The sequence below is a fragment of the Streptomyces sp. Pv4-95 genome (genome assembly GCF_045782725.1).
GTDB lineage: Bacteria > Actinomycetota > Actinomycetes > Streptomycetales > Streptomycetaceae > Streptomyces.
Window position 1 is genome coordinate 7,129,674 of record NZ_CP127172.1, and the last position, 22,016, is coordinate 7,151,689.

18 protein-coding genes are annotated in these 22,016 nt (G+C 73.4%); 14 read left to right on the forward strand and 4 right to left on the reverse strand.

Annotated features, from left to right (window positions below; genetic code table 11):
- Positions 1-62: 62 nt before the first annotated feature.
- The 7 genes from QOM21_RS31320 to QOM21_RS31350 all read left to right on the forward strand — a co-directional run bounded on the left by QOM21_RS31320 (position 63) and on the right by QOM21_RS31350 (position 10,982).
- Positions 63-770, forward strand: coding sequence for a DUF969 domain-containing protein (locus QOM21_RS31320; RefSeq protein ID WP_407554368.1), 708 nt, complete (start codon positions 63-65; stop codon positions 768-770).
- Positions 767-1,735, forward strand: a complete 969-nt coding sequence (locus QOM21_RS31325) for a DUF979 domain-containing protein (protein ID WP_407554369.1) — start codon at positions 767-769, stop codon at positions 1,733-1,735. Before QOM21_RS31320 ends, QOM21_RS31325 begins: the two co-directional genes overlap by 4 nt.
- 50 nt (positions 1,736-1,785) lie before the next feature.
- Positions 1,786-2,430: a pyroglutamyl-peptidase I gene (pcp, locus tag QOM21_RS31330; RefSeq protein ID WP_407554370.1), complete on the forward strand. Its 645-nt coding sequence runs from the start codon at positions 1,786-1,788 to the stop codon at positions 2,428-2,430.
- Positions 2,427-3,533: a DUF2891 domain-containing protein gene (locus QOM21_RS31335; protein WP_407554371.1), complete on the forward strand. Its 1,107-nt coding sequence runs from the start codon at positions 2,427-2,429 to the stop codon at positions 3,531-3,533. Before pcp ends, QOM21_RS31335 begins: the two co-directional genes overlap by 4 nt.
- A gap of 84 nt (positions 3,534-3,617) precedes the next feature.
- The gene (locus QOM21_RS31340) at positions 3,618-5,141 is read left to right on the forward strand and encodes a hypothetical protein (protein WP_407554372.1); all 1,524 of its coding nucleotides are present in this window, start codon (positions 3,618-3,620) and stop codon (positions 5,139-5,141) included.
- A gap of 79 nt (positions 5,142-5,220) precedes the next feature.
- Positions 5,221-6,159, forward strand: a complete 939-nt coding sequence (locus QOM21_RS31345; protein ID WP_393896210.1) for a hypothetical protein — start codon at positions 5,221-5,223, stop codon at positions 6,157-6,159.
- Between the two features lie 77 nt (positions 6,160-6,236).
- The gene (locus tag QOM21_RS31350) at positions 6,237-10,982 is read left to right on the forward strand and encodes a hypothetical protein (protein WP_407554373.1); all 4,746 of its coding nucleotides are present in this window, start codon (positions 6,237-6,239) and stop codon (positions 10,980-10,982) included.
- Between the two features lie 58 nt (positions 10,983-11,040).
- Here the strand turns inward: QOM21_RS31350 and QOM21_RS31355 are convergent, their stop codons facing one another.
- Positions 11,041-12,126 (reverse strand): S-(hydroxymethyl)mycothiol dehydrogenase, encoded by a 1,086-nt coding sequence (locus QOM21_RS31355; protein ID WP_407554374.1) that lies wholly within the window; start codon positions 12,124-12,126, stop codon positions 11,041-11,043.
- 232 nt (positions 12,127-12,358) lie between these two features.
- Entirely contained in the window at positions 12,359-13,165 is an 807-nt protein-coding gene (locus QOM21_RS31360; protein ID WP_407554375.1) for an IclR family transcriptional regulator, read from the reverse strand.
- A gap of 162 nt (positions 13,166-13,327) precedes the next feature.
- Here QOM21_RS31360 and QOM21_RS31365 point away from each other — a divergent pair, with 162 nt between their 5' ends.
- On the forward strand, positions 13,328-13,657 hold the full coding sequence (locus tag QOM21_RS31365) for a bifunctional 3-phenylpropionate/cinnamic acid dioxygenase ferredoxin subunit (RefSeq protein ID WP_407554376.1): 330 nt from the start codon (positions 13,328-13,330) through the stop codon (positions 13,655-13,657).
- A gap of 103 nt (positions 13,658-13,760) precedes the next feature.
- Here the strand turns inward: QOM21_RS31365 and QOM21_RS31370 are convergent, their stop codons facing one another.
- Positions 13,761-14,156, reverse strand: a complete 396-nt coding sequence (locus QOM21_RS31370; RefSeq protein ID WP_407554377.1) for a hypothetical protein — start codon at positions 14,154-14,156, stop codon at positions 13,761-13,763.
- A 370-nt stretch (positions 14,157-14,526) separates the two neighbouring features.
- On the opposite strand from QOM21_RS31370, the gene QOM21_RS31375 reads away from it, so the two are divergent.
- Genes QOM21_RS31375 through QOM21_RS31385 form a run of 3 tightly spaced genes read left to right on the forward strand, consistent with a single transcriptional unit; the run spans position 14,527 to position 18,291 of the window.
- Positions 14,527-17,421 carry a nitrate- and nitrite sensing domain-containing protein gene (locus QOM21_RS31375; RefSeq protein ID WP_407554378.1) on the forward strand — a complete coding sequence of 965 codons (2,895 nt, stop codon included), beginning with the start codon at positions 14,527-14,529 and terminating at the stop codon, positions 17,419-17,421.
- On the forward strand, positions 17,418-17,864 hold the full coding sequence (locus tag QOM21_RS31380; RefSeq protein ID WP_407554379.1) for a roadblock/LC7 domain-containing protein: 447 nt from the start codon (positions 17,418-17,420) through the stop codon (positions 17,862-17,864). The genes QOM21_RS31375 and QOM21_RS31380 overlap by 4 nt, the downstream gene beginning before the upstream one ends.
- Before the next feature lie 13 nt (positions 17,865-17,877).
- A complete protein-coding gene (locus tag QOM21_RS31385) occupies positions 17,878-18,291 on the forward strand; it encodes a DUF742 domain-containing protein (RefSeq protein WP_407554380.1) in 414 nt (137 codons plus the stop codon).
- Between the two features lie 83 nt (positions 18,292-18,374).
- Here QOM21_RS31385 and QOM21_RS31390 read toward each other — a convergent pair whose 3' ends face one another.
- On the reverse strand, positions 18,375-19,418 hold the full coding sequence (locus QOM21_RS31390) for a zinc-binding dehydrogenase (RefSeq protein WP_407554381.1): 1,044 nt from the start codon (positions 19,416-19,418) through the stop codon (positions 18,375-18,377).
- A gap of 163 nt (positions 19,419-19,581) precedes the next feature.
- On the opposite strand from QOM21_RS31390, the gene QOM21_RS31395 reads away from it, so the two are divergent.
- The 3 genes from QOM21_RS31395 to QOM21_RS31405 all read left to right on the forward strand — a co-directional run bounded on the left by QOM21_RS31395 (position 19,582) and on the right by QOM21_RS31405 (position 22,002).
- Positions 19,582-20,454 (forward strand): alpha/beta fold hydrolase, encoded by an 873-nt coding sequence (locus QOM21_RS31395; protein ID WP_407554382.1) that lies wholly within the window; start codon positions 19,582-19,584, stop codon positions 20,452-20,454.
- A gap of 122 nt (positions 20,455-20,576) precedes the next feature.
- Positions 20,577-21,188 (forward strand): TetR/AcrR family transcriptional regulator, encoded by a 612-nt coding sequence (locus QOM21_RS31400; protein ID WP_407554383.1) that lies wholly within the window; start codon positions 20,577-20,579, stop codon positions 21,186-21,188.
- Positions 21,189-21,393: 205 nt separating this feature from the next.
- Positions 21,394-22,002 carry a GTP-binding protein gene (locus tag QOM21_RS31405; protein WP_407554384.1) on the forward strand — a complete coding sequence of 203 codons (609 nt, stop codon included), beginning with the start codon at positions 21,394-21,396 and terminating at the stop codon, positions 22,000-22,002.
- Positions 22,003-22,016: the final 14 nt, after the last annotated feature.

A 22,016-nucleotide genomic window follows, 5' to 3' on the forward strand; every position in this document is an offset into this window, starting at 1 on the left:
ACCTAGCCTCTGGGCATTCTCCTCACGGCCCGCGTGAGGTCCCGTACGCGGAAGGCGGGTCCATGATCGTGCTTCTCGGCGTGCTCGTGGTCGTGATCGGCTTCGCCACGAAACGCAATCCCCTGCTGGTGGTGGGGGTGGCCGGTATCGCCACGGGCCTCCTCGGCGGCCTGACACCCGGCAAGGTGCTCGCCGCCTTCGGCGAAGGCTTCGCGAGCAGCCGGGCGGTGACGATCTTCGCGATCACGCTCCCGGTCATCGGCCTCCTGGAGCGCTACGGCCTCCAGGAGCAGGCCCGCAACCTGATCTCACGGTTCGGCAAGCTCACCACGGGGCGCTTCCTCGCGCTCTACCTGGGCCTGCGGCAGATCGGTGCCGCCGTCGGGCTGACCAATGTCTTCGGGCACGCCCAGACCGTCCGCCCGCTCGCCGTCCCGATGGCCGAGGGGGCCGCCGAGCGCAAGTACGGCGCCCTCCCGGACAAGACCCGGGAGAAGGTCAGGTCGTTCTCCGCCAGCGCGGACAACATCGGCCTGTTCTTCGGCGAGGACGTCTTCCTCGCGGTCGGCTCGATCCTGCTGATCACCGGCTTCGTCAACACCACCTACGGCACGCATCTCGAACCGCTGCACCTCGCACTCTGGGCGATCCCCACGGCGCTGTGCGCCTTCGCCGTCCACGGCTGGCGACTGCTGCGCCTGGACCGCGCCCTGGAGCGCGAGCTGCTGACCGCCGACGTCGCACCCGCCGCAGTGGAGGCCACCAAGTGATCAAGGCAGAGTGGTTCTACTGGCTGGTCGGCCTCAGCTTCCTGGTGATGGCCGCCCAGATGGTCACCGACCGCAGCAACCCCAAGCGCATCGGCACCGGAGCCTTCTGGGGCCTGATCGGCGCCGGCTTCGTCTACAGCAGCTGGGTGGTCGCCGAGCGGGCGCCCGCCGAACCCCTGGGCGTGGCCGTCCTGCTCATGGCCTGCCTGGCCGGTTTCGGCTTCACCGGCCGCGGCACGCCCCGCACCACCACCGGCGAGCAGCGGGTCGCCAGTGCCGCCCGGCTCGGCAACAAGCTGTTCGTCCCGGCGCTCACCATCCCCGCCGTCGCGATGGTCTGCGCGATCGGCGTCAAGCACGTCTCCTTCGGGGGCGAACCGCTCCTCCAGGAGGGCAGCGAGACCATCCTGGGCCTCGGTATCGGGGCCGTCGCGGCGCTGATCGTCGGCATGGTCATGCTGCGCGAGAAGCGGATATCCGTGCCCGTGCAGTCCGGCCGCTCGATGCTGGAGGCCATGGGCTGGGCGATGCTGCTGCCACAGATGCTGGCCACGCTGGGCGCCATCTTCCAGGTCTCGGGCGTCGGCGACCAGGTGGGCAAGATCGCCACCGCCGCACTGCCCAAGGACTCCCTCTACATCGCCGTCGTCGTCTACTGCGTGGGCATGTTCCTGTTCACCATCGTCATGGGCAACGCCTTCGCCGCGTTCCCGGTGATGACCGCCGCCGTCGGCTGGCCCGTGCTGATCGGGCACTTCGACGGGAACGCCGCCGCCGTCCTGGCCATCGGCATGCTCGCCGGTTTCTGCGGCACGCTCGTGACCCCGATGGCCGCCAACTTCAACATCGTGCCGGCGGCCCTGCTCGAACTGAAGGACCAGTACGGGCCGATCAAGGCGCAGCTGCCGACCGCGGGAGTCCTGCTCGGCTGCAACATCGTGATCATGTCGCTGTTCGCCTTCTGACCGGCGGCCCGCCGCATTCCGATCCGCTATCCGACCCTTGGAACGAGCACATGACGCGGGTACTTCTGACCGGATTCGAACCGTTCGACGGTGAGTCCGCCAACCCCTCCTGGCAGGCGGTGCGCGCCGCCGCGGCCGAGCCGCCCGCCGGACTGGAGATCTTCACCGCCGAGCTGCCGTGCGTCTACGGAGTCGCGCGGGAGGCGCTGCGCGACGCGATCGAGGAAGCCCGGCCGGAGATCGTGGTGTGTGTCGGCCAGGCCGGCGGCCGCCCCGACATCACCGTCGAACGGCTCGCCGTCAACGTCGACGACGCGCGCATCCCGGACGTCTCCGGCGCCCAGCCCGTTGACGAGGTGATCGTGCCCGGCGGCCCCGCCGCGTACTTCTCCACCCTGCCGATCAAGGCATGTGTGGCGGCCGTCCGCGCCGTCGGCCTGCCCGCCTCCGTCTCCAACACCGCGGGCACCTTCGTCTGCAACCACGTCTTCTACGCCCTCGCGCACCTCATCGCCACCGAACTCCCCGACATCCGCGGCGGGTTCGTGCATGTCCCGTTCGCGCCCGAGCAGGTCCTCCGGCGCGTCCAGCCGTCGCTGCCGGTCGTCTCGGTCGCACAGGCCCTGCGGGAGATCGCCGTCACCGCCGCGACCGTCCGTACCGACATCCGCGTCGCCGAAGGCGCCACCCATTGACCGGCGCGGCAGCTCAGCCAGAGGGTGAACTCGCCCCGTATGCAAGCCAGTTCGCGGACGTCGCGCTGAGCAATGTCACCCGTCCCTATCCCTACGCCCCGATGCACCTGCTGGCGGGGCCCGAGGATCTGGTGCCCCCGCGGTCCCACCACCCCGCCTTCTACGGCTCCTACGACTGGCACTCCTCGGTCCATATGCACTGGCTGCTGGTCCGGTTGCTGCGCCGCTGCCGGGATCGGGTGGACCACGAGCGGGTCACCGAGGTGCTCGACGCCCATCTCACACCCGCGCACCTCGCGGCCGAGGCGGCCTATCTGCGGGCCCACCCGTCGTTCGAGCGACCCTACGGCTGGGCCTGGCTGCTGGCGCTCACCGCCGAATGCCGGGCCCTGGGCGGCCCGCCGGGCGAGCGCTGGGCCGCCGCGCTGGCGCCGGCCGCCGAGACCGCCGACGTACTGCTGCGCGGCTGGCTGGAGCGCGCCACCTATCCCGTGCGTCACGGCACTCACACCAACAGCGCGTTCGCCCTCGCGCTCGCCCTGGACAGTGCGGCGGCGGCCGGGCGGCCGGCGCTCACCGAGCCGGTGACCGGGGCGCTGCTGCGTTGGTTCGCGGACGACCATGACGCCCCCGCCCACTGGGAGCCCTCCGGGCAGGACTTCCTCTCCCCGGCGCTCTCCGAGGCCGAGGCGATGAGCCGGGTGCTGCCGGGCGCGGAGTTCGCCGACTGGCTCGCCCGGTTCCTGCCCGGCACCGACCACGGCGCCCCGCGGGCGCTGCTCACCCCGCCCACCGTCTCCGACCCCGCCGACCCGCAGATCGGCCACCTCATCGGGCTGTCGCTCAGCCGGGCGGCCGCACAGCGCCGTATCGCCGCCGCGCTGCCCGCGGACGACCTCCGAGGCGCCGCGCTGCGGTCCGCGGCCGGCCGTCACCTGGCCGCCGGACTGCCGCGGGCGATCTCGGGCGATTTCACCGCGGACCACTGGCTCGCGTCCTTCGCCGCCCTCGCGTTGGACGGCCCGCCCGCCACCGCGTCCGGTGTGCGAACCGCCCGCCACCGGACCGCGGACGTGCCCTTCGAAGGCGACGCCGTAGACTGATGCGTCGGCCGACGTGCGGCTCCCGTCATGAGCGGATCCGCGCCGTTTCGTCCGTTGTCAGTGCAAGCGCCTACTCTGTGCGACGTGACTTTTCCTGCCCCGAGGGCCGCTGCGCCCCAGCTCAACGGGCCCAACCGGCCCGCGCCGGGCCCGGCCGCCGACGAAGGCCTGGCCCGCCGTCTGCGTGCCCTGGCGTGCACCGCGCCGCTGCACGACCTCGACGTGCGCAAGGCCAACCTCGCGGGTGAGTACGGGGTCTACGCCATGGCCGAGGTGGCCCTCGCGGTCATCGACCTGGTCACCCTCAACATGGACTTCGACACCGGCGCCGACCACGAGGAAATAGTGGCCAGGGTGCTTCCGCGGATCGCCGCGCAGGCCCCGCGCCGCCCCTCGGGCGAGCACGAGCGGGTGGCCCGCTGGGTGCTGGAGAACCTCATCAACGTCGGCAGTGTGGACCGCGGCTTCCGCGCCGTCTACGGCACTTTCAACCCCGAGGGCGAGTACGTCCGGCGCGACTACGACTTCAAGCTCATCGAGGAGGTGCCGGGCGCGGGTGGCAGCGTCTACCTCCGGGCCACCGACGAAGCGGTCAACGTCCTGGTCGGCGCGCTCGACACGGACGTCACCAGCGCCCAGATCGCCGCCGAGGTCAAGCTGGAGGTGCTGATCAGCCGAGGCCGGCTGGCCGACGCCCAGCTCGCCGCGGAACAGGCCCGCTACCGCACCGTGCAGTACGCCGAGACGCTCCGCAGGACCCTGGACGCCACCCGGCGCAACGTCCGCGCCGTCGACTGGCTGCAGACCGTCCCCGACATGATCACCGAGGCGCTGGACCACGTCGCGGACCGCTACCGCCACGAGAACGCCATCCTCACCAACATCCGCAAGGCCCGCGACGAGACCGAGGAGCCCGAGCACAAGCGGCGCGCCGCCGAACTCGTCGACATCGTCAAGGACTGCATCCGCCGGCACACCCAGCTCCAGTCCCGCCTCCTGGAGGCCGGCCCGCTCTTCCGCGCGGAACAGGACCGGCAGGCGTTCGCCACCCCGGCCGCGCACGCCGGACTCGACCTCTACGGCCAGCTCCTCGCCCCACTGCTGCCGCTGCCCGCCGAGCACGCCGTGCGCGTCACGGACGCCTTCTTCGCCCGCGGCACGGGCCTGCGCACCCCCTCCGCCGTCCGCGTCGGCGACCTCGTCGAGGTGCTGCTCACCCCGCCCGTGGAGCGTGAGCACCTCGGCGCCGAGATGCCCGAGCCCGACCTGGTGGCGACGCCCGACGACAGCCGCTTCAGCGAGGAACAGCTCGACGCCGCCATGCAGTTGCTCGACCTGCCCGCCGACGCGCCCCGCAGGCTCTCCGGTCTGCTCGCCGACGCGCGCCGCGCGGACCCCGATCTCCCCTACCTCGTCGCCCTGTTGGCGGTGCACGCCGCCAGCCCCCCGGTCGGCACCGCCTACCGCCAGGGCGAGCAGCAGCTGCTCTTCGCCGTCGACGACGGCACCGAGCTGTCCGACCCCGAGTTCGGCGGTGCCGACCTCATCGTCGGCACGGCCCTGCTGGACGCGGCGGGGATGGCCGCGGACCGCTCGGAGGTGGCCTGATGCCCCGGGCGCACGACGCAGCGCAGACCACCGCATTCCACCCCGGCGCCGCCCGGAACCCGCACAAGGAGCCACAACCGTGACCGAGTACGACGCCGCCGAGCCGGCAGCGCCGGAGCCGACGTCCGCCCCGGGCGAGACGGCCGGCCGGTTCCTGCCCGCCGACGCGGTCCCCGGCGCCGCGGTCACCGCACCGGTCACCCCGGCCGACGCCGCGGACGCCGCACGGCTGGTCTCCTTCGGGCTCCAGCCCAAGCTGCTCCCCGCACGCGACGCCGAGTACGCCGAACTACTGCGCCGCTACCGCGACGACCCGCCCTTCGCCCGGCTCGCCGACGCCGTCGCCACCGGCCTGGGCCTGATCGTCCTTGAGGTCTCCACCCGCGCGGGCATGGCCGTCACCGCGGCCGACGACTCCGTCTTCGCGGTCCGGATGGGCGACTACGCCCGCCGCGCCTCCGCCGACTCCGCGGACCGTTTCCTGCACGGCCTGGCGCATCTCGCCGTCGCCGCGCTCGCCTTCCCGCGCCCCGAGGACCTCGCCGACGACGGCTACATCGGCCGGATCACGGTCAACGGCGTCGACGCCTTCGTCCGGCAGGCATGCCGCCGCCTGGAGGAGCGCGCCGAGCAGGAGGGCGAGAACACCGACCCGGCCACCGACGCACCCGGCCTGGAGTCCGCCTGGCGGGTCTACGCGCGCCGCAGTGCGACCGGCGCCACCAAGGACGCCCGGCGGCTGGCCGGCTCCACCACCGGCATCATCGCCAAGGCCGTCACCTTCCTCGTCGACTCCGGCTTCCTGCAGCGCACCGGCGACGACGCGGGCGGCGCCTACCGCACCACCGCCCGCTATCAGCTCCAGGTCCGCGACATGGCGGGCAGCGCGGCCATGGCCGAACTCCTGGAGCTGGGCGTGGTGCCCGTCGCCGACGGCAGCGCCTCCCTGATGCCCGGCGAGGACACCGACGACCTCGACCTGGTCTCCGACGCCGGGCTCCCCTTCCACTCCGGCTGACCGCACCGCACCATCGCACCACCACCCCGCCCACCACGTCGCCCGACCACCGCCCGACACGACAACGAAAGTCCGCCATGTACGAGCTGTCCCGGGTCCGCCTCTATTCCATCGGACCCGCCGGTGCGCGCTACGCCGACACCGTGCTTGACCTGCGCGGAGTCGGTGCGCCCGTACCCCACCCGGCCCCGGCCCAGGCGGACTTCTTCGAGGACGAACCGGTCGGACCCCCGCGCCGCCCGGCCCCCGCGGGTGTGCTGTTCCTGGAGAACGGCGGCGGCAAGTCGGTCCTGCTGAAGCTGATCTTCTCGGTCATGCTCCCCGGCCACCGCAACACCCTGGGCGGCGCCAGCTCCGGCGTGCTGCGCAAGTTCCTGCTCGCCGACGACTGCGGGCACGTCGCCCTGGAGTGGCAGCACGTCCTGACCGGCGAGAGCATCGTCGTCGGCAAGGTCAGCGAGTGGCGCGGCCGGCAGGTGTCCAACGATCCCCGCAAGTTCGCCGAGGCCTGGTACAGCTTCCGGCCGGGGCCCGGCATGAGCCTGGACTCGCTGCCCGTCGCCGAGGCCACCGTCGTCCGGCCCCGCCAGGAAAGCGGCGAGGGCGCGTCCGGCGCCCAGGGCCGCCGGCGCACGATGAAGGGCTTCCGCGACGTCCTCACCGAGGCCGGCAAGAACTACCCCAACCTCGACGTCGTCTGGGAGGAGATCCACGAACGCTGGAACGAACACCTCGGCGTCCTGGGCCTCGACCCCGAACTCTTCCGCTACCAGCGGGAGATGAACGCCGACGAGGGCGAGGCCGCCGGCCTCTTCGCCGTCAAGAACGACTCCGACTTCACCGACCTGCTGCTGCGCGCCGTCACCGACACCCGCGACACCGACGGCCTCGCCGACCTCGTGCACGGCTTCGCCCACAAGCTCGGCCGCCGCGCCGAGCTCACCGCCGAGCGGGACTTCACCGCCGGCTCCCTCGACCTGCTGTCGCGGATCGCCGAGGCCGCCGAGCACCGCGAGCGCGCCCGCGAGGTGCACACCGGGGCCGAGCGCCGCACCCGCGGCCTGGCCCAGCGGCTGCACGCCCGCGGCACCGAGGAGCGCGGCCGCGCCGCCGAGCTGGCCGAACAGGTCGCCGCCGCCGCCCACCGCGTCACCGACGCCGAGGGCACCCGTGAGCGCCGCTCCCTGGTCTCCGCCGAAATCGCCTACCGGCACGCCTCGCTGGCCCTGGCCGCCGCGGAGAAGGGCGCCGCCGCCCAGCGCCGCGAACTGAACGACGCCCGCACCCTGCACAGTGCCTGGCAGGCCGCCGAGATCGCGCTGCGGCACCGCGCCGCCGCCGACCGCTCCGCGCGCGTCGCCGCCGCCATCCGCGAGGCCGAGCGGGACGCGGCCCCGGCGCTGGCCGCCCGTGCCACCGCCGCCGCCGACCTCGTCCGCGCCCTGCACACCGCCGCCGAGGCGGGCGAGCGGATCGCCAACGAGGAGGAGGAGCGTTCGGCGGCCCTCCAGGAGGCCGGTGAATCCGCCCACCGCGACGCCACCGCCGCCGCCACCCACGCCCAGCGCGCCCGCAGCGAGGCCGACCACCTCAAGCAGCGACTGGTCGAGGTCGAACAGGAAACGGCCGAGGCCGTCGAGGCCGGCTGGCTGGACGACAGCGCGCCGGACGCCGACCCCGCCCGAGCCGCGCTCGCCGCATCCGACGCGGAGAAGGCCGCCGTCGAGGCATGGGACTCCGCCCGCGAGGCCGCCCGCGTGGCGTCCGACCGCGCCCGCGAGACCACCGCACGGCACGCCGCGGCGGAACTCGCCGCCGCCCGCGCCGAGGACGCCGCCCAGGCCGCGGAGCGCGCCCATGACGCCGAGCGGCATGCCGCCGAGGCGATCGGTGCCGAGCAGCGTCTCGCCGACCTCCTGGGCCTCCCGCAGTCCGAGGCGAAGTCCATCGGACTGCCCGGCCCGCGGACCTCCACCGGTGGCGGGGAGCCCGCGCAGCCCCGCCGCCCCGCGGCCGGACCGCTCACCGCGGAGGAGCTGGACCGCAACGCCGACGAGCTGGCCGAACTGCTGGAGCAGGGCGTCGCCACCGCCGAGCGGCAGCTGTTCGACCTGCGCACGGCCGCCGCCGACGACTCCCGCATCCTCGGTGCGCTGGGTGACGGCGGGCTGCTGCCCCCGGGGCCCGATGTGCTGGCCGCCGTCGAGTACCTCGGTGAACACGGCGTCCCGGCGCTGCCCGGCTGGCGGTATCTCGCGCAGTCCGTCGACCCCGCCGACCACGCGCGGGTGCTCGCCGCCCGGCCGGAACTCGTCGACGGCGTGATCATCACCGACCCCGCGACCCACGCACGCGCCCGCGACATCCTCGCCCAGGCCGCGCTGCTGCCCCGCTCCGCCGTCGCCGTCGGCACCGCCGCCGCGCTGCTCGCCCCCACCCCCGCACCCGACGGCCGTGACACCGGCGTCTTCCTCGTCCCGCCGAACCCGGCGATGCACGACGAATCCGCCGCCGACGAGGAGCGGCAGGCGCTGCGGGCGCGGGCCATGGAGCGGGACGACGAGATCCGCGCACTGGCCGCACGGCTCTCCGGCGACCGGGCGCTGGTCGCCCGCCTCGGGTCGTGGCGCAGCGGTTGCCCGGCCGGCCGGCTCGCCGAACTGTCCGCCGCCGCGGAACAGACCCGCGCGGACGCGGACGAGGCCGCGGCCGAGCTGTCCGAGGCCCGCTCGGCGCGTGACGACGCCGAGGCGGCCGCGGCGGAGGCCACCGGCGCCCGTGACGAGCGCCAGGAGACCGCGCAGCGCGCACGCCGGGTCGCCGACGTGCTGGCAGGGCTCGCGCACCGGCTGCGCGAGCGCTCCGCATGGCAGTCGCGGCTGCGGGAACTCTCCGACGAGACAGCCGAGTTCGAGGCCCGCGCCGAGGAGTGCGTGGACCGTGCGCGCGCCGCGGACGAGGATCGCAGAGCCGCCCAGCGCGCCGCCGACGACGCCCGCCGCACGGCTCGCGCGCTGCGCTCCGAGCGAGCCGAGATCGCCGGCGTGCCGGATGATCTGGGCGAGGCACCGGAGGACGCGAGTACGTCGCTGCCCGCGCTGCGCGAGGCGTACCGCGCCGCCTCCCAGCTCTACGAAAAGGTCGGTGTCGGCGCCGACCTCCGGGCCGAACAGGCCCGCGCCGAGGGCGACGAGAGCGCCTCCCTAGCCGAGCTGAACCGCCTCACCAACAAGGTCCGCACCCGCGCCGAGCAGCTGCTGCAGAGCCCGGACGCCGCCGACGGCCCGTCCCGGCAGGCCGCCGCGTCCCGTGCCGAGGCGCTGGTGCAGATGCTGGAGACCCGCGCGTCCGCAGCCAGCGAGCAGCTGGGCCGGCTGCGTGGCGAGGCCGAGCGACTGGCGCCGACCGACGGCGAAGCGCACACCGAGCTGCCGGCGGAGATGGTGCCCGCCGACGCCGACCGCGCCAAGGAGCTGCTGCGCCTGGCGGCCGGTGAACTGGCCACCGCCACCGAGGCGTTGGACACCGCCCGCGACCGGCACGACGCGCTGCTGCGCGACCACCGCGCGGCCGAGGACGCGGCGGGCGGTTTCGACGAGACCGCCGCCCTGCTGCGCGATCTGCTGCGGGACCACCACGACACCGCCGCCGGTGCGGAGGGCGCTGAGGAGGCCGAGCCGTACGCCGGCCGGCTGGAGGAGGCCCGGCAGGCCGCCGCGGAGTCCCGCCGCTCGCTGCGCGGCTGCGCCGCCGACCTCTCCGCCGCCGAGGCCGCTGTGCGCGAGGCGAGCGACATCCTCGTACGGCACGCCAACTCCACCCGCTACGAACAGGTCCGTACCCCCGCCCGGCAGCAGATCCGTGAACTGCCCGCCGCCGCGCTGCCGGACCACGCCGCGAAGTGGGCCGATGCCTTCGCTCCGCGTCTGCGGGTGCTCACCGACGAGCTGGAGCAGCTGGAACGCAACCGCGACAGCATCGTCGACCGCCTCCGCGGCCTGGTGGAGTCGTCGCTGACGACGCTGCGCTCGGCGCAGCGGCTGTCGCGTCTTCCCGAAGGGCTGGGGGAGTGGTCCGGGCAGGAGTTCCTGCGGATCCGCTTCGAGGACCCCGACCAGGCCACGCTCACCGAGCGGCTGGGCGAGGTCATCGACGAGGCGACCCGCTCCGCGGTCAAGAAGAACAGCGACCTGCGGCGGGACGGTATGACGCTGCTGCTGCGCGGGGTCGGCGCGGCGCTCCAGCCGCGCGGGGTGGCCGTGGAGATCCTCAAGCCGGACGCGGTGCTGCGTGCCGAGCGGGTGCCGGTCGGGCAGATGGGCGACGTCTTCTCCGGCGGTCAGCTGCTGACCGCCGCCATCGCGCTGTACTGCACGATGGCGGCGCTGCGCAGCAACGACCGGGGCCGCGACAAGCAGCGGCACGCCGGCACGCTGTTCCTCGACAACCCCATCGGCCGCGCCAACGCCACGTATCTGCTGGAGCTCCAGCGAGCCGTCGCCGACGCGCTGGGCGTCCAGCTCCTCTACACCACCGGCCTCTTCGACACCACCGCGCTGGCGGAGTTCCCGCTGGTCATCCGGCTGCGCAACGACGCGGACCTGCGGGCCGGGCTGAAGTACATCAGCGTCGAGGAGCATCTGCGCCCCGGCCTGCCGCAGCAGCAGGACCCGGGCGAGGAGGCGGTGCACGGCCAGATCACCGCGACGCGGATGTACCGCAGGCCGGAGCAGCAGCCGGAGGAGCCTGCCCAGCAGGAGACCGCTCCCGACGGGGCCACGGATCCGGTGCCCGGCGCGGAACCGGACGACGCCGACAGGTGACTTCGGGAGCCGGCTGTGGTGCCCGTGCCGAGGCTCCACAGCCGGCAGCCGGGGGCGGTCAGAGCACCACGACCGACCGCAGCACCTCACCCCGCCGCATCGTGCCGAAGGCGGATTCGACGTCGTCCAGGGCGACGGTCTCGGTGACGAACCGGTCCAGGTCGAGCTTGCCGCTCAGATACAGGTCGATGAGGACGGGGAAGTCGCGGCTGGGCAGGCAGTCGCCGTACCAGGAGGATTTCAGGGCGCCGCCGCGGGAGAAGAGTTCGATCAGCGGCAGTTCGATGCGCATGTCGGGGTCGGGGACGCCGACCTGGACGAGGGTGCCGGCCAGGTCGCGCATGAAGAAGCCCTGCCGGTAGGTCTCCGGGCGGCCCACCGCGTCGATCACCACATCCGCGCCGTGTCCGCCGGTCAGGCCGCGCACCGCCTCGACCGGGTCCGTGCCACGGGAGTTGACGGTGTCGGTGGCACCGAACCGTTCGGCGGCGTCCAGCTTGGCATCGTCGATGTCGACGGCGATCACCCGGCGCGCCCCGGCCCGGGAGGCGCCGGCGATGGCGGCGTTGCCGACGCCGCCGCAGCCGATGACGGCGACGGTGTCGCCGCTGCCGACGGCGCCGGTGTGCACGGCCGCGCCGTAGCCGGCCATCACCCCGCAGCCGATGAGACCGGCCGCCTCCGGCCGGGCCGAGGGGTCGACCTTCACCGCCTGCCCCGCGGCGACCAGGGTCTTCTCCGCGAACGCACCGATGCCCAGGGCCGCGGTCAGCGCGGTGCCGTCCAGCAGGGTCATCGACTGGGTGGCGTTGCGCGAGTCGAAGCAGTACCAGGGACGGCCCCGGCGGCAGGACCGGCAACTCCCGCACGGCGCACGCCAGGCGAGCACCACATAGTCACCCGGCGCCAGATCGGCCACCCCCGCACCGACCGCCTCCACCACACCGGCCGCCTCATGCCCCAGCAGATAAGGGAAATCCTCCCCGATCGCCCCCTCCCGATAGTGCAGATCGGTGTGGCAGACCCCGCACGCCTGGACGGCGACCAGCACCTCTCCCGGGCCGGGATCCGGCACCACGATCGTCTGCACTTCGACCGGCGCGCCCTTCTTGACGGCGACGACGGCGCGGGCTTCGTGCGGCATGTCTCACTCCTAAACAGCGCCTGCGCGGGTGGCAGGGGCGGGTGCGCGTGGAGTTGGCACGGGTGCCTGTGAGGGGTTGGGGTGCGCTCGCTGGTGACGGGGGAAGGGCGGTGAACAGCGGGCCGCCCGCAGCCCGTAGCGTGTTGCCTATGGCGCGCTTCGTTGCGCCATAGGAGACATGCTGGAAGTTCGCCAGGAATCCGTCAAGAGGCGATTTTTCGCAGCCCCGGCCTCAACCGGCGTACCCCATGCGGCGGGAGAGATCCGCGGCCGCCTTCGCGGAGCGCTCCGCCAGCTCGGCGAGCAGCGGCTCCTCCATGCGGTACGCCGGTCCGGACACGCCGATGGCCCCGATCACCGCCCCGTCGTGCGCCCGCACCGGCGCCGCCACGGCGTTCAGTCCGATCTCCAACTCCTCCGTGGAGCAGGCGAATCCGTCGTCCAGCGCGGCGCTCAGCTGGTCGCGCAGCGCGGCGGGTGTGGTCAGGGTGTTCTCGGTGAAGCGCGGGAGTTTGCGGGCCAGCAGCGTCTCCCGGCGCTCCCGGGGCAGATGCGCCAGCAGCACCTTGCCGCTCGCCGTGGCGTGCAAGGGGGTGCGGCGGCCGAGCCAGTTGTAGGCGGTCACCGCGGCGGAGCCTCTGGCCTGCATGATGTTGACCGCCGCATCGCCGTCCAGCACCGCGATGTTCGCCGTCTCCCCGGTGTCGTCGGCGAGTGCCCGGCACACCGGCTGGCCCTCCTGCGAGATGTCCAGCCGGATCGCCGCCGCGCCGGCCAGCCGCAGCACCCCGGCGCCCAGGAAGTACTTCCCGCGCTCCTTCTCCTGCTCCACCAGCCCGCGGTTCTCCAGCACGCCGAGGATCCGGAACGCGGTCGACTTGTGGACCTCCAGCTCCTCCGAAATCTCGGTCACTCCGGCCTCGCCCAGCCGCGCGAGGATCTCCAGAACGCTCACCGCGCGGTCCACGGACTGGACGGAGCCCGCGCCTGCGCGCCGCTCCTCGGAACGCTCCTCCGGTGTATCGGTCGTGTTCGGCATGGGTCTTTGCGTCACCACCCGGTGGCCCCTGGAGGGGCACGTCTGAGGCTCTCGGCGGAAAGCTCTTGACGGCCCGCTTCCCGACTTGGATTCTGTTGCGTATCGCGCTCTGCGATGCGTTATTCAAAACGCCATGATACCGATCAGTGCCAGGGGGGCCAGATGTTTCCCGTCTGCCGTGTCGAGGACCTGCCCGAGGGCGAATCCGTACGGATCGAACTCGGTGACGCCATGCCGGCCATCGCCGTCTTCCATGCCGAGGGCGCCTTCTACGCCGTCGACGACACCTGCAGCCATCAGGACGCCTCGCTCTCCGAGGGCTGGGTCGAGGGCTGCTTCGTCGAATGCCCGCTGCATGCGGCGCTGTTCGACCTGCGCACCGGAGCGCCGACCTGCCTGCCCGCCCGTCGGCCGGTCCGGACGCACGAGGTCAGCGTCCTGGACGGAATGATCCACGTCCGGCCCGCGGTCAGGGAAGAGGCCGTGGCGTAAAGCGGCGGGCGGGGAGCCGAAGTGCCCTGACCGGCTCCTGTGCCGCTCTCCTCAGCCACAACTCGTGAGGCACGCGCCGCCGGTGGGGCGTACGGCCGCCCCGCTACGCCGCTCGCTGCCGCGGCGGCGAATCCACCTGCGACCCGCCGTCCCGCGACGCCCGCCGCTCCTGGCGACGGGCCTGTCGCCGCTCACGGCGCAGCTCTCGGGCGGTGCTGCTCGGCTGCGACTGCACGCCGTTGCGCTGCACCCACACCTGCCGGGTCACCCAGACGTCCAGGACCGCCCAGGTCGCGACGATGGTGCCGGCGACCGTGCAGAGCACCGCGGGAAAGGCGAGCCACGAGCCCGCCAGTGTGCTCAGGAACGCCACCATGGCCAGGATCAGGGTCAGCGCCACGACGATGACCGCGCGCACCGCGGCGGTGCGCACCGGATCGGCCATCCGGCGCCGGGTCGCCGGCTCCTCCTGCCACAAGGGGCGCCTGCCGGTGTCCATGAACGCGTCACACTCCCCGTACTCTCCCCGCCCGTCCGACACTTCGGTGGCTGCCCGGATTCACCGGATACATGCCCGCGGCGCCGGACCCCGACGCCCTCATCGTCAGGCATCGACAGGACCTGGCGTTACCCGGGGTAGGGGAAAATCGGCCAACCAGGCGTGAATGACACCCCGTAGCGGCGCGAATCCGATGCTGTCACCGAGGGTGGGTTGTCCGTTAATCGGCGGACAACTCATGACGATCCCGCCCCGCCCCCTTTCCGGAAGGCTCGGACAGGTCTTCGGCTAGGTCACCCGACAGTAGTAGGCTCGCGCCGTTTGTTGACGGAACACCACCCCCGTGCGCCGGGGTTGACTAGGGGAGGCCATGCGCTTTCGCGGGAAGTCGATCCGCCGGAAGATCGTGGCGCTGCTGCTCGTGCCGCTGGTGTCCCTGACGGCCATGTGGGCGTTCGCGACGTACCTCACCGGGCGTGAGGCCAACCAGCTGCTCGATGTCGGCAACGTCATCCGCAGTGTGGGGTATCCGGCCGAGGACATCGTCCAGGCACTCCAGCGCGAGCGCCGCGAGAGTCTGCTGTATCTCGCGGACCGGCGCGGCGCCGACGCGCTGACCGCCCTGCGGCGGCAGGCCAGGACCACCGACGAGAGCGTCGACCGGCTGCGGGCCAACGCCCAGGACCCCTCCGTGCGCCAGGACCTGGCCGGGGACGCCGGCTACCGGTTGGACAGCGTCGTCAAGGGGCTGTCCGGCCTTCCCGCGCTGCGCGCCCAGGTCGAGGACAACACCGTCACCCGCGAAGAGGCCATGGAGGCGTACAACGCCCTGGTCGACCCGCAGTACGACTTCCTCGCCGCGCTCCACGCCCTGGAGAACGTGGAGATGGACAAGCAGGGCCGCGCGCTCGTCAACATCACCCGCGCCCGCGAGGCGTTCTCGCGCGAGGACGCCCTGATGTCCGCCGCCCTCGTCTCCGGCAGCATGAGCAAGCGCGACCTGCGGTCCTTCTCCGACCGGATCGCCGAGCGCCGGGTGCTGTACGCCACCAGCCTGCCCATCCTGCCGGTCAAGGACCGCGGCCTCTACGACGACTACTGGCGCACCGCCACCGCGCACGAGCTGACCGACTACGAGGACCGGGTGATCGCGGCCGGCGCCCAGGCGGGTCCGCGCAGCGTCAACGCCGAGCGGTGGCACACCGCCGCCCGCAAGGTGCTCGGCGACCTCCAGCGGATGGGCAAGGACGCCGGCGACCGCTACCAGGAGCGCGTCGAACCGGTGGCCACCGCCGTCGTGCTCAAGGCGGGCATCGCCGGGGTCCTCGGCTTCGCCGCCCTGCTGGTGTCCGTCATCGTCTCCTTCCGTATCGGCCGCAGGCACGTCAAGGACCTCACCCGGCTGCGCAAGGCCGCCCACGAGGTCTCCGGCGTCCGGCTGCCGAGCGTCATGCGCCGGCTCGCGGCCGGCGAACAGGTCGACGTCGAGACCGAGGCGCCCCGGCTCGAATTCGGCCAGGACGAGACGGGCCAGGTCGGCCAGGCGCTCAACACCCTCCAGCGGGCCGCCGTCGAGGCCGCCGTCAAACAGGCGGACATGCGCCGCGGCGTCTCCGAGGTGTTCGTCAACCTCGCGCGCCGCAGCCAGGTCCTGCTGCACCGCCAGCTCACCCTGCTGGACGCGATGGAGCGGCGTACCGAGGACACCGACGAACTGGCCGACCTGTTCCGCATCGACCACCTGACCACCCGCATGCGGCGGCACGCCGAGGGCCTGGTCATCCTGTCCGGCGCGGCGCCCTCACGGCAGTGGCGCAAACCCATCCAGCTGATGGACGTGGTGCGCGCGGCCGTCGCCGAGGTGGAGGCCTACGAGCGGATCGAGGTGCGCCGGCTGCCGCGCCTGGCGGTGGACGGCCCCGCCGTCTCCGACCTCACCCACCTGATCGCCGAACTCCTGGAGAACGCCACCGTCTTCTCGCCGCCGCACACCGCCGTGCAGGTGCTCGGCGAGCGGGTGTCCAACGGCTTCACCCTGGAGATCCACGACCGTGGCCTGGGCATGGCCCCCGATCAGCTGCTGGACGCCAACCTCCGGCTCGCCGAGACCCCGGAGTTCGAGCTGTCGGACACCGACCGGCTCGGATTGTTCGTGGTCAGCCGGCTCGCCCAGCGGCAAGGCGTCCGGGTCTCGCTCCAGCCGTCGCCCTACGGCGGCACCACCGCCGTCGTGCTCATCCCCGGCACCATCCTGACCGAGTCCTCCGAGGGCGGCCGTGAGGACCGGGAACTGGACCCCGCGGACCCGGCGGGCCTCCGGTTCGGAAACGAACTGGAGCACGCGGCCGGCAAGCTCGCCGCACTGTCCCAGGCGCCCGTGCCGTTCCCCGAGCGGCAGACGCGTACCCCCGCCGCCATCGACGGGCCGGTCGAACTGGAGGCGCCGCTCGGGCTGGACGAGCTGGACTCCCTCGACGACGAGGACAACATCTTCCGTGGCCGGGAGCGCGGACGGGGCCGGGGCCGCCGCGGGCCGTCCGCCGGGCAGAGCAGCGGGCCGGCCAAGACACCGGGTATCACGTCGGTGCCCCCGGTACCGTCCGGTGAACAGCACCAGCAGGCCCGCGACCAGGCGCCCGGCGGGCTCACGCCACTGCCGCGCCGCCCCCGGCCTCCGGTCCTGGTCTCCGACCACGGCAGGACGGTGGAGGACGGCGAGACGCGCGCAAAGGCGGCCGCCGACCGGGCGGACTCCGACCGCCCGGAGTCCGAGCGCCCCGGCCGCCGCGCCCAAGAGCCCGCGGAGGGCGGTTCGGACGCGTCCCGGGGCGCTGACGACGCCGCGCCGCCCGAGGAGGCCCCGCCGTCCACGACGCCGGTCGGGCTGCCCCGCCGGGTACGGCAGGCCAGTCTCGCGCCCCAGTTGAAGGCCGACCCGGAGCGTCGGGCCGAGGCGGACCGGCGGGTCGAGGAGCCCTTGGAGGATCGCGACGCCGACGCGGTGCGCGCGCGGATGGCCTCGCTCCAGCGGGGCTGGCAGCGGGGTCGGCAGGACAACGGCGAGGCCCCGGAGGAGACCCGCAGGACGGGCCGGCGGACACCGCGCGAGGACGCCGGGAGCGAGGCGGCAACAGGGCGGGCCGACTCCGGGCACCACGACGAAGCACCTCGCCCGGGCTCTGCCCGTGACGAGACCGTGCGGGACGGCGATGACGCCGGCTCGGACACAGCACCAGGAACCACATCGGGAGGGGACGGTCCATGACCGCACCGAAGGCAGCAGCTTCCACCGCATCGGCCGCGACGAAGGGAACCGGCGAACTGAACTGGCTCCTGGACGAGCTGGTCGACCGGGTCGGCAGCATCCGCAAGGCACTCGTCCTCTCCAGCGACGGGCTGGCCACCGGCGCGTCGAAGGACCTGACCCGCGAGGACGGCGAGCATCTGGCCGCGGTGGCCTCGGGCTTCCACAGCCTGGCCAAGGGCGTCGGCCGGCACTTCGACGCGGGGCGGGTCCGCCAGACGCTGGTGGAGCTGGACGACGCGTTCCTCTTCGTCAGCGCGGCCGGCGACGGCAGCTGCCTGGCCGTCCTGGCCGACGCCGACGCCGATGTCGGCCTGATCGCCTACGAGATGACGCTGCTCGTCAAGCGCGTGGGCGCGCACCTGGGCACCGCGTCCCGGTCCGGGCTGCCCACCGGAGGGTGACGACGGTGACGCCATGAGCGACCAGGACGGTCGGGACGTGCCGGAGCGGGGAGCGGCCCGTTGGTTCGACGACGACGCGGGGCCGGTCGTCCGCCCGTACGCGATGACGCGCGGGCGCACCCGCACGCCTGCGGAGGGGCGGCTGGATCTGATCGCCTTGGTGATCGCCGAGTCCCGCGCGGACGGGGATGTCCCGGACCAGACGCTGTCGCCGGAGCATGTGGAGATCGTCGAGCTGTGCCGCGGGGCGCCGCTTTCGGTCGCCGAGCTGGCGGCCGAACTGGACCTGCCGGTCGGGGTGGTCCGGGTGCTCATCGGCGATCTGCTGGACGTGGAACTGGTCCATGTCAGCAGGCCCGTCCCGCCGGCCGAACTGCCGGACGAGAAGGTATTGCGCGAGGTGATCGACGGCCTTCGCGCCCTGTGACGCGGGCGGCGTGCGACGCCCGTGCCACCCACCCGGAACGACGGGCGGGCGGCACGGGCGTCGACGTGCGAAGGGGCCCGGCTTCAGGGGCGGATGAGGATGCGGAGGGGGTTGCCCTCGTGGGTCTCCAGGCGGCGCACCCCTTCGGCGACGTCCTCCAGGGGCAGCTGTGCGCTGACCGAACCGCTGATGTCCAGGCGTCCGGTGGCCACCAGCCTGACGAGCTGCTCGATGTGCGCCTTGCGGTAGCCGAGGTGGCCGGTGACGGTGTGCCGGTCGCGGACGAACGGGGTCTGCGGGCCGAGGTCGAACCGGTCCATGGACATCCCGATCATCACCAACCGGCCCCGGTAGCCGAGCGCCCGGTTGGCCTGGGCGTAGGTCCGGCCCCGCCCGACCGCGTCGATCGCGACATCCAGTCCACGGCCGCCGGTCAGCGCGGCGACCTGGTCGAGGGCATCCGCCGCGGTCGGGTCGACGGCGTGGTCCGCGCCGCGTTCCAGGGCCCGCTGCCGGGCCGCGGGCAGCGGGTCGAGGGCGATCAGGGGAGCGGCCCCGGCCAGCCGCGCGCTCTGGACGGCGTGGATGCCGATCCCGCCGAGGCCCCACACACCGACGCTCTCCGCGGGACGCACCGCCGCCGTGTCGACCACCGCGGCGTACGGCGTCGAGACGGCGTCGGCCAGCACCGCGGCCTGCTCCAGCGGGATGCTGTCGGGCACCCGGACCAACGAGGTGACCGGTACCAGCACATATTCGGCCCAGGCCCCGTCGAAGTCGAAGGCCATGATCTCGACGCGTTCGCAGTCGTCGGCCGCGGCGCCCGCGATGCAGGCCGGGCAGGAGCCGCAGGCGCGTCCGGCGTGCAGGACGACACGGTCGCCCGGCTCCCATCCGGCGGTCGGGGCGCCCAGCCGCTCGATCACCCCGGCCGCCTCGTGGCCCGGGGTGATCGAGGCCAGCGAGGTGGTGAAGACACCGCCGAGCAGGCTCAGATCGGAGTGGCAGATGCCGCAGGCGGCGACCTTGACCAGCGCCTCGCCGGGCCGCGGCGACGGCACCGGCACGTCCTCGACGGTGAGCTTGCCGGCGGCGGGGGTGAAGCGGGCGGCGCGCATGGTGGTCATCGGAGGATCTCCTCAGTGCCCGGCGAGGGCTCGGCGAGAGGCGGCCGGCTTCCGTCCGGGGCGGGGCGGGCGCCGGACATGCGCGGCCGGGGGCTTGTTGAGCAACGCTCAGCACCGTTGTACGGTCGCTGTTAAGCAGTTGTCAACAAGAGGAGACGCCGCCATGGCCACGGACGACACCCCGGCCCCCGCCTTCGAGCAGCTGAAGATCGAGGTCGGCCCGCACGTCTACGACGCGCTCGCGGCCGGCCCCGCCGACGGCGAGTTCGCCCTGCTGCTCCATGGCTGGCCGGAATTCGCCGACTCCTGGAGCGCCGTGCTCACCGCCCTGGGCGCGGCCGGCTACCGCGCCGTCGCCGTCGACCAACGAGGCTACTCCCCGGGCGCCCGCCCGCCCCGGGTCGCCGACTACGCCGTACCCCAACTGGTCGCCGACGCCCTCGCGTTCGCCGACTCCCAGGGCGCGGGCCGCTTCCACCTCATCTCCCACGACTGGGGCGGCCTCGTCGCCTGGGCGCTGGCCGGCGCCCACCCCGAGCGGCTGAAGTCCCTCAGCGTGCTGGCCACTCCCCACCCCGAGGCGCTCAACCGGGCCATCGTCGAGGACTCCGACCAGTACCGGCGGCTGGACTACGTCCGCTTCTTCCGCGGTGCGGACGGCGCCGCGGAGGAAGCGCTGCTCGCCGACGGCGCCAAGCGGCTGCGCTCCGCCTACCGGGGCAAGGTCCCCGAGGCGCTGGTGGCCGAGAATGTCCGCAGGCTCGCCGAGCCGGGTGCGCTGACCGCCACCCTGAACTGGTACCGCGCTCCCGAGGACGTCATCTCGGTGCCCGCGGGCCGCATCAGCGTGCCCACCCTCTTCCTGTGGGGCAGCGAGGACAGCGCCCTGGGCCGCCGCGCCGCCGAGTCGACCGGCGGGTGGGTCGACGGCCCGTACCACTTCGAGGCCCTCGAAGGCGCCAGCCACTGGCTGCCCGAAGAGGTCCCCGAGGTGGTCACCCCCAAGATCCTCGACCACCTCGGCCGGAACGCCTGAACGCCCGAATGCCCGAGGCGGGCCGGGGCGCACCGCACGCGTCCCGGCCCGCGGCGGGTACCGCGGGCCACGGCCCTTCCGCGGTACCCGAGAGGCCCGTCCCCCCGCCGTACACTGCGGGCATGTCCGGCAAGCGCGTCACCCGCCTCACCCCCGACCAGCGCCGGGAGCAGCTGGTCGGCATCGGTCTGGAGATGCTCGCCGAGTGCTCCCTGGACGAGCTGTCCACCGACGAGGTCGCCCGGCGGGCCGGTATCTCCCGCGGACTGCTCTTCCACTACTTCGACTCCAAGCGCGACTTCTACCGCGCCGTGGTCCGAGCCGAGTGCGCGCGCTTCACCGCGGCGACGGAACCCGACGGGACGCTGGAGCCGGTCCCGTGGATGCGCGCCTTCATCGCCGGCTTCGTGGACTACGTCCTGGAACACCGGCAGGTGTACCTCGCGCTGGTGCGCGGCGCGGCCGGCAGCCATCCCGCGGTGACCGACATCGTCGGCGAGACGCGCGAGACGCTCGCCCGCCGGATGCGCGACGGCCGGCGCCGGCTGGGCATGTCGGAGGCGCCGCGGGTGGAGCTGGCCTCGCGCGCCTGGATGGCGTTCGCCGAGGAAGCGGTGACGAACTGGCCGGTCGAGGAGGCCGACGCCCGCGAGGAGCTGTGTGCCTTCCTGGAATCCAGCTTCGTGAGCCTGCTGGGGCTGCTCGACCGGCCCACGGTCCTCGCCCCGCGCTGAGCCGCCGCCCGCGAACGCGTCCGACCTGGCCCTTTCGACCCGGTTGGCGGCGTGGGGGGATTGCCCGCCGATAACGATGCCGCACCGCAAGTGAGCACTCCCGCACGCACGTTGTACCGTTCCAGTGCAGCTGCCGATCGTCCGCCGACGACCGCCGACAGGCGTGAGTTCCCCTGCACACACGGCAATTCAGGAGAAGAGACCCATGGCCTTCGGGCGTTCCGAGCGCCGTCGCCGGTCCACCGTCGATCCGCTGTCGCTCAAGATCCTTGTCGCGGGCGGCTTCGGCGTGGGCAAGACCACCTTGGTGGGCGCCGTCAGCGAGATCAAACCGCTGCGCACCGAGGAGCAGCTGACCGAAGCGGGCCGCCCGGTCGACGACCTCGGCGGTGTGGAGACCAAGACCACCACCACCGTGGCCATGGACTTCGGCCGGATCACGGTCAACGACGAACTGCTCCTCTACCTCTTCGGCACACCCGGCCAGGACCGCTTCTGGTTCCTGTGGGACGAGCTGTCGCTCGGCGCGCTCGGCGCGGTGGTGCTCGCCGACACCCGCCGCCTGGCGGACTCCTTCGCCTCCATCGACTACTTCGAGCGGCGCGGGCTGCCCTTCGTCGTCGCCGTCAACTGCTTCGACGGCGCGGAGCGCTACCCGACCGAGGTCGTCCAGGACGCGCTGGACCTGCCCCCCGAGGTGCCGGTGATGCTGTGCGACGCCCGGTGCAAGGAATCCGTCCGGGATGTGCTGATCTCCGTCGTGAAGCACGCCGGGCAGGTCGGCGCGCAGCAGCGGGAGCCCGCGCTGCCCTGACCTCGGACGCGGGC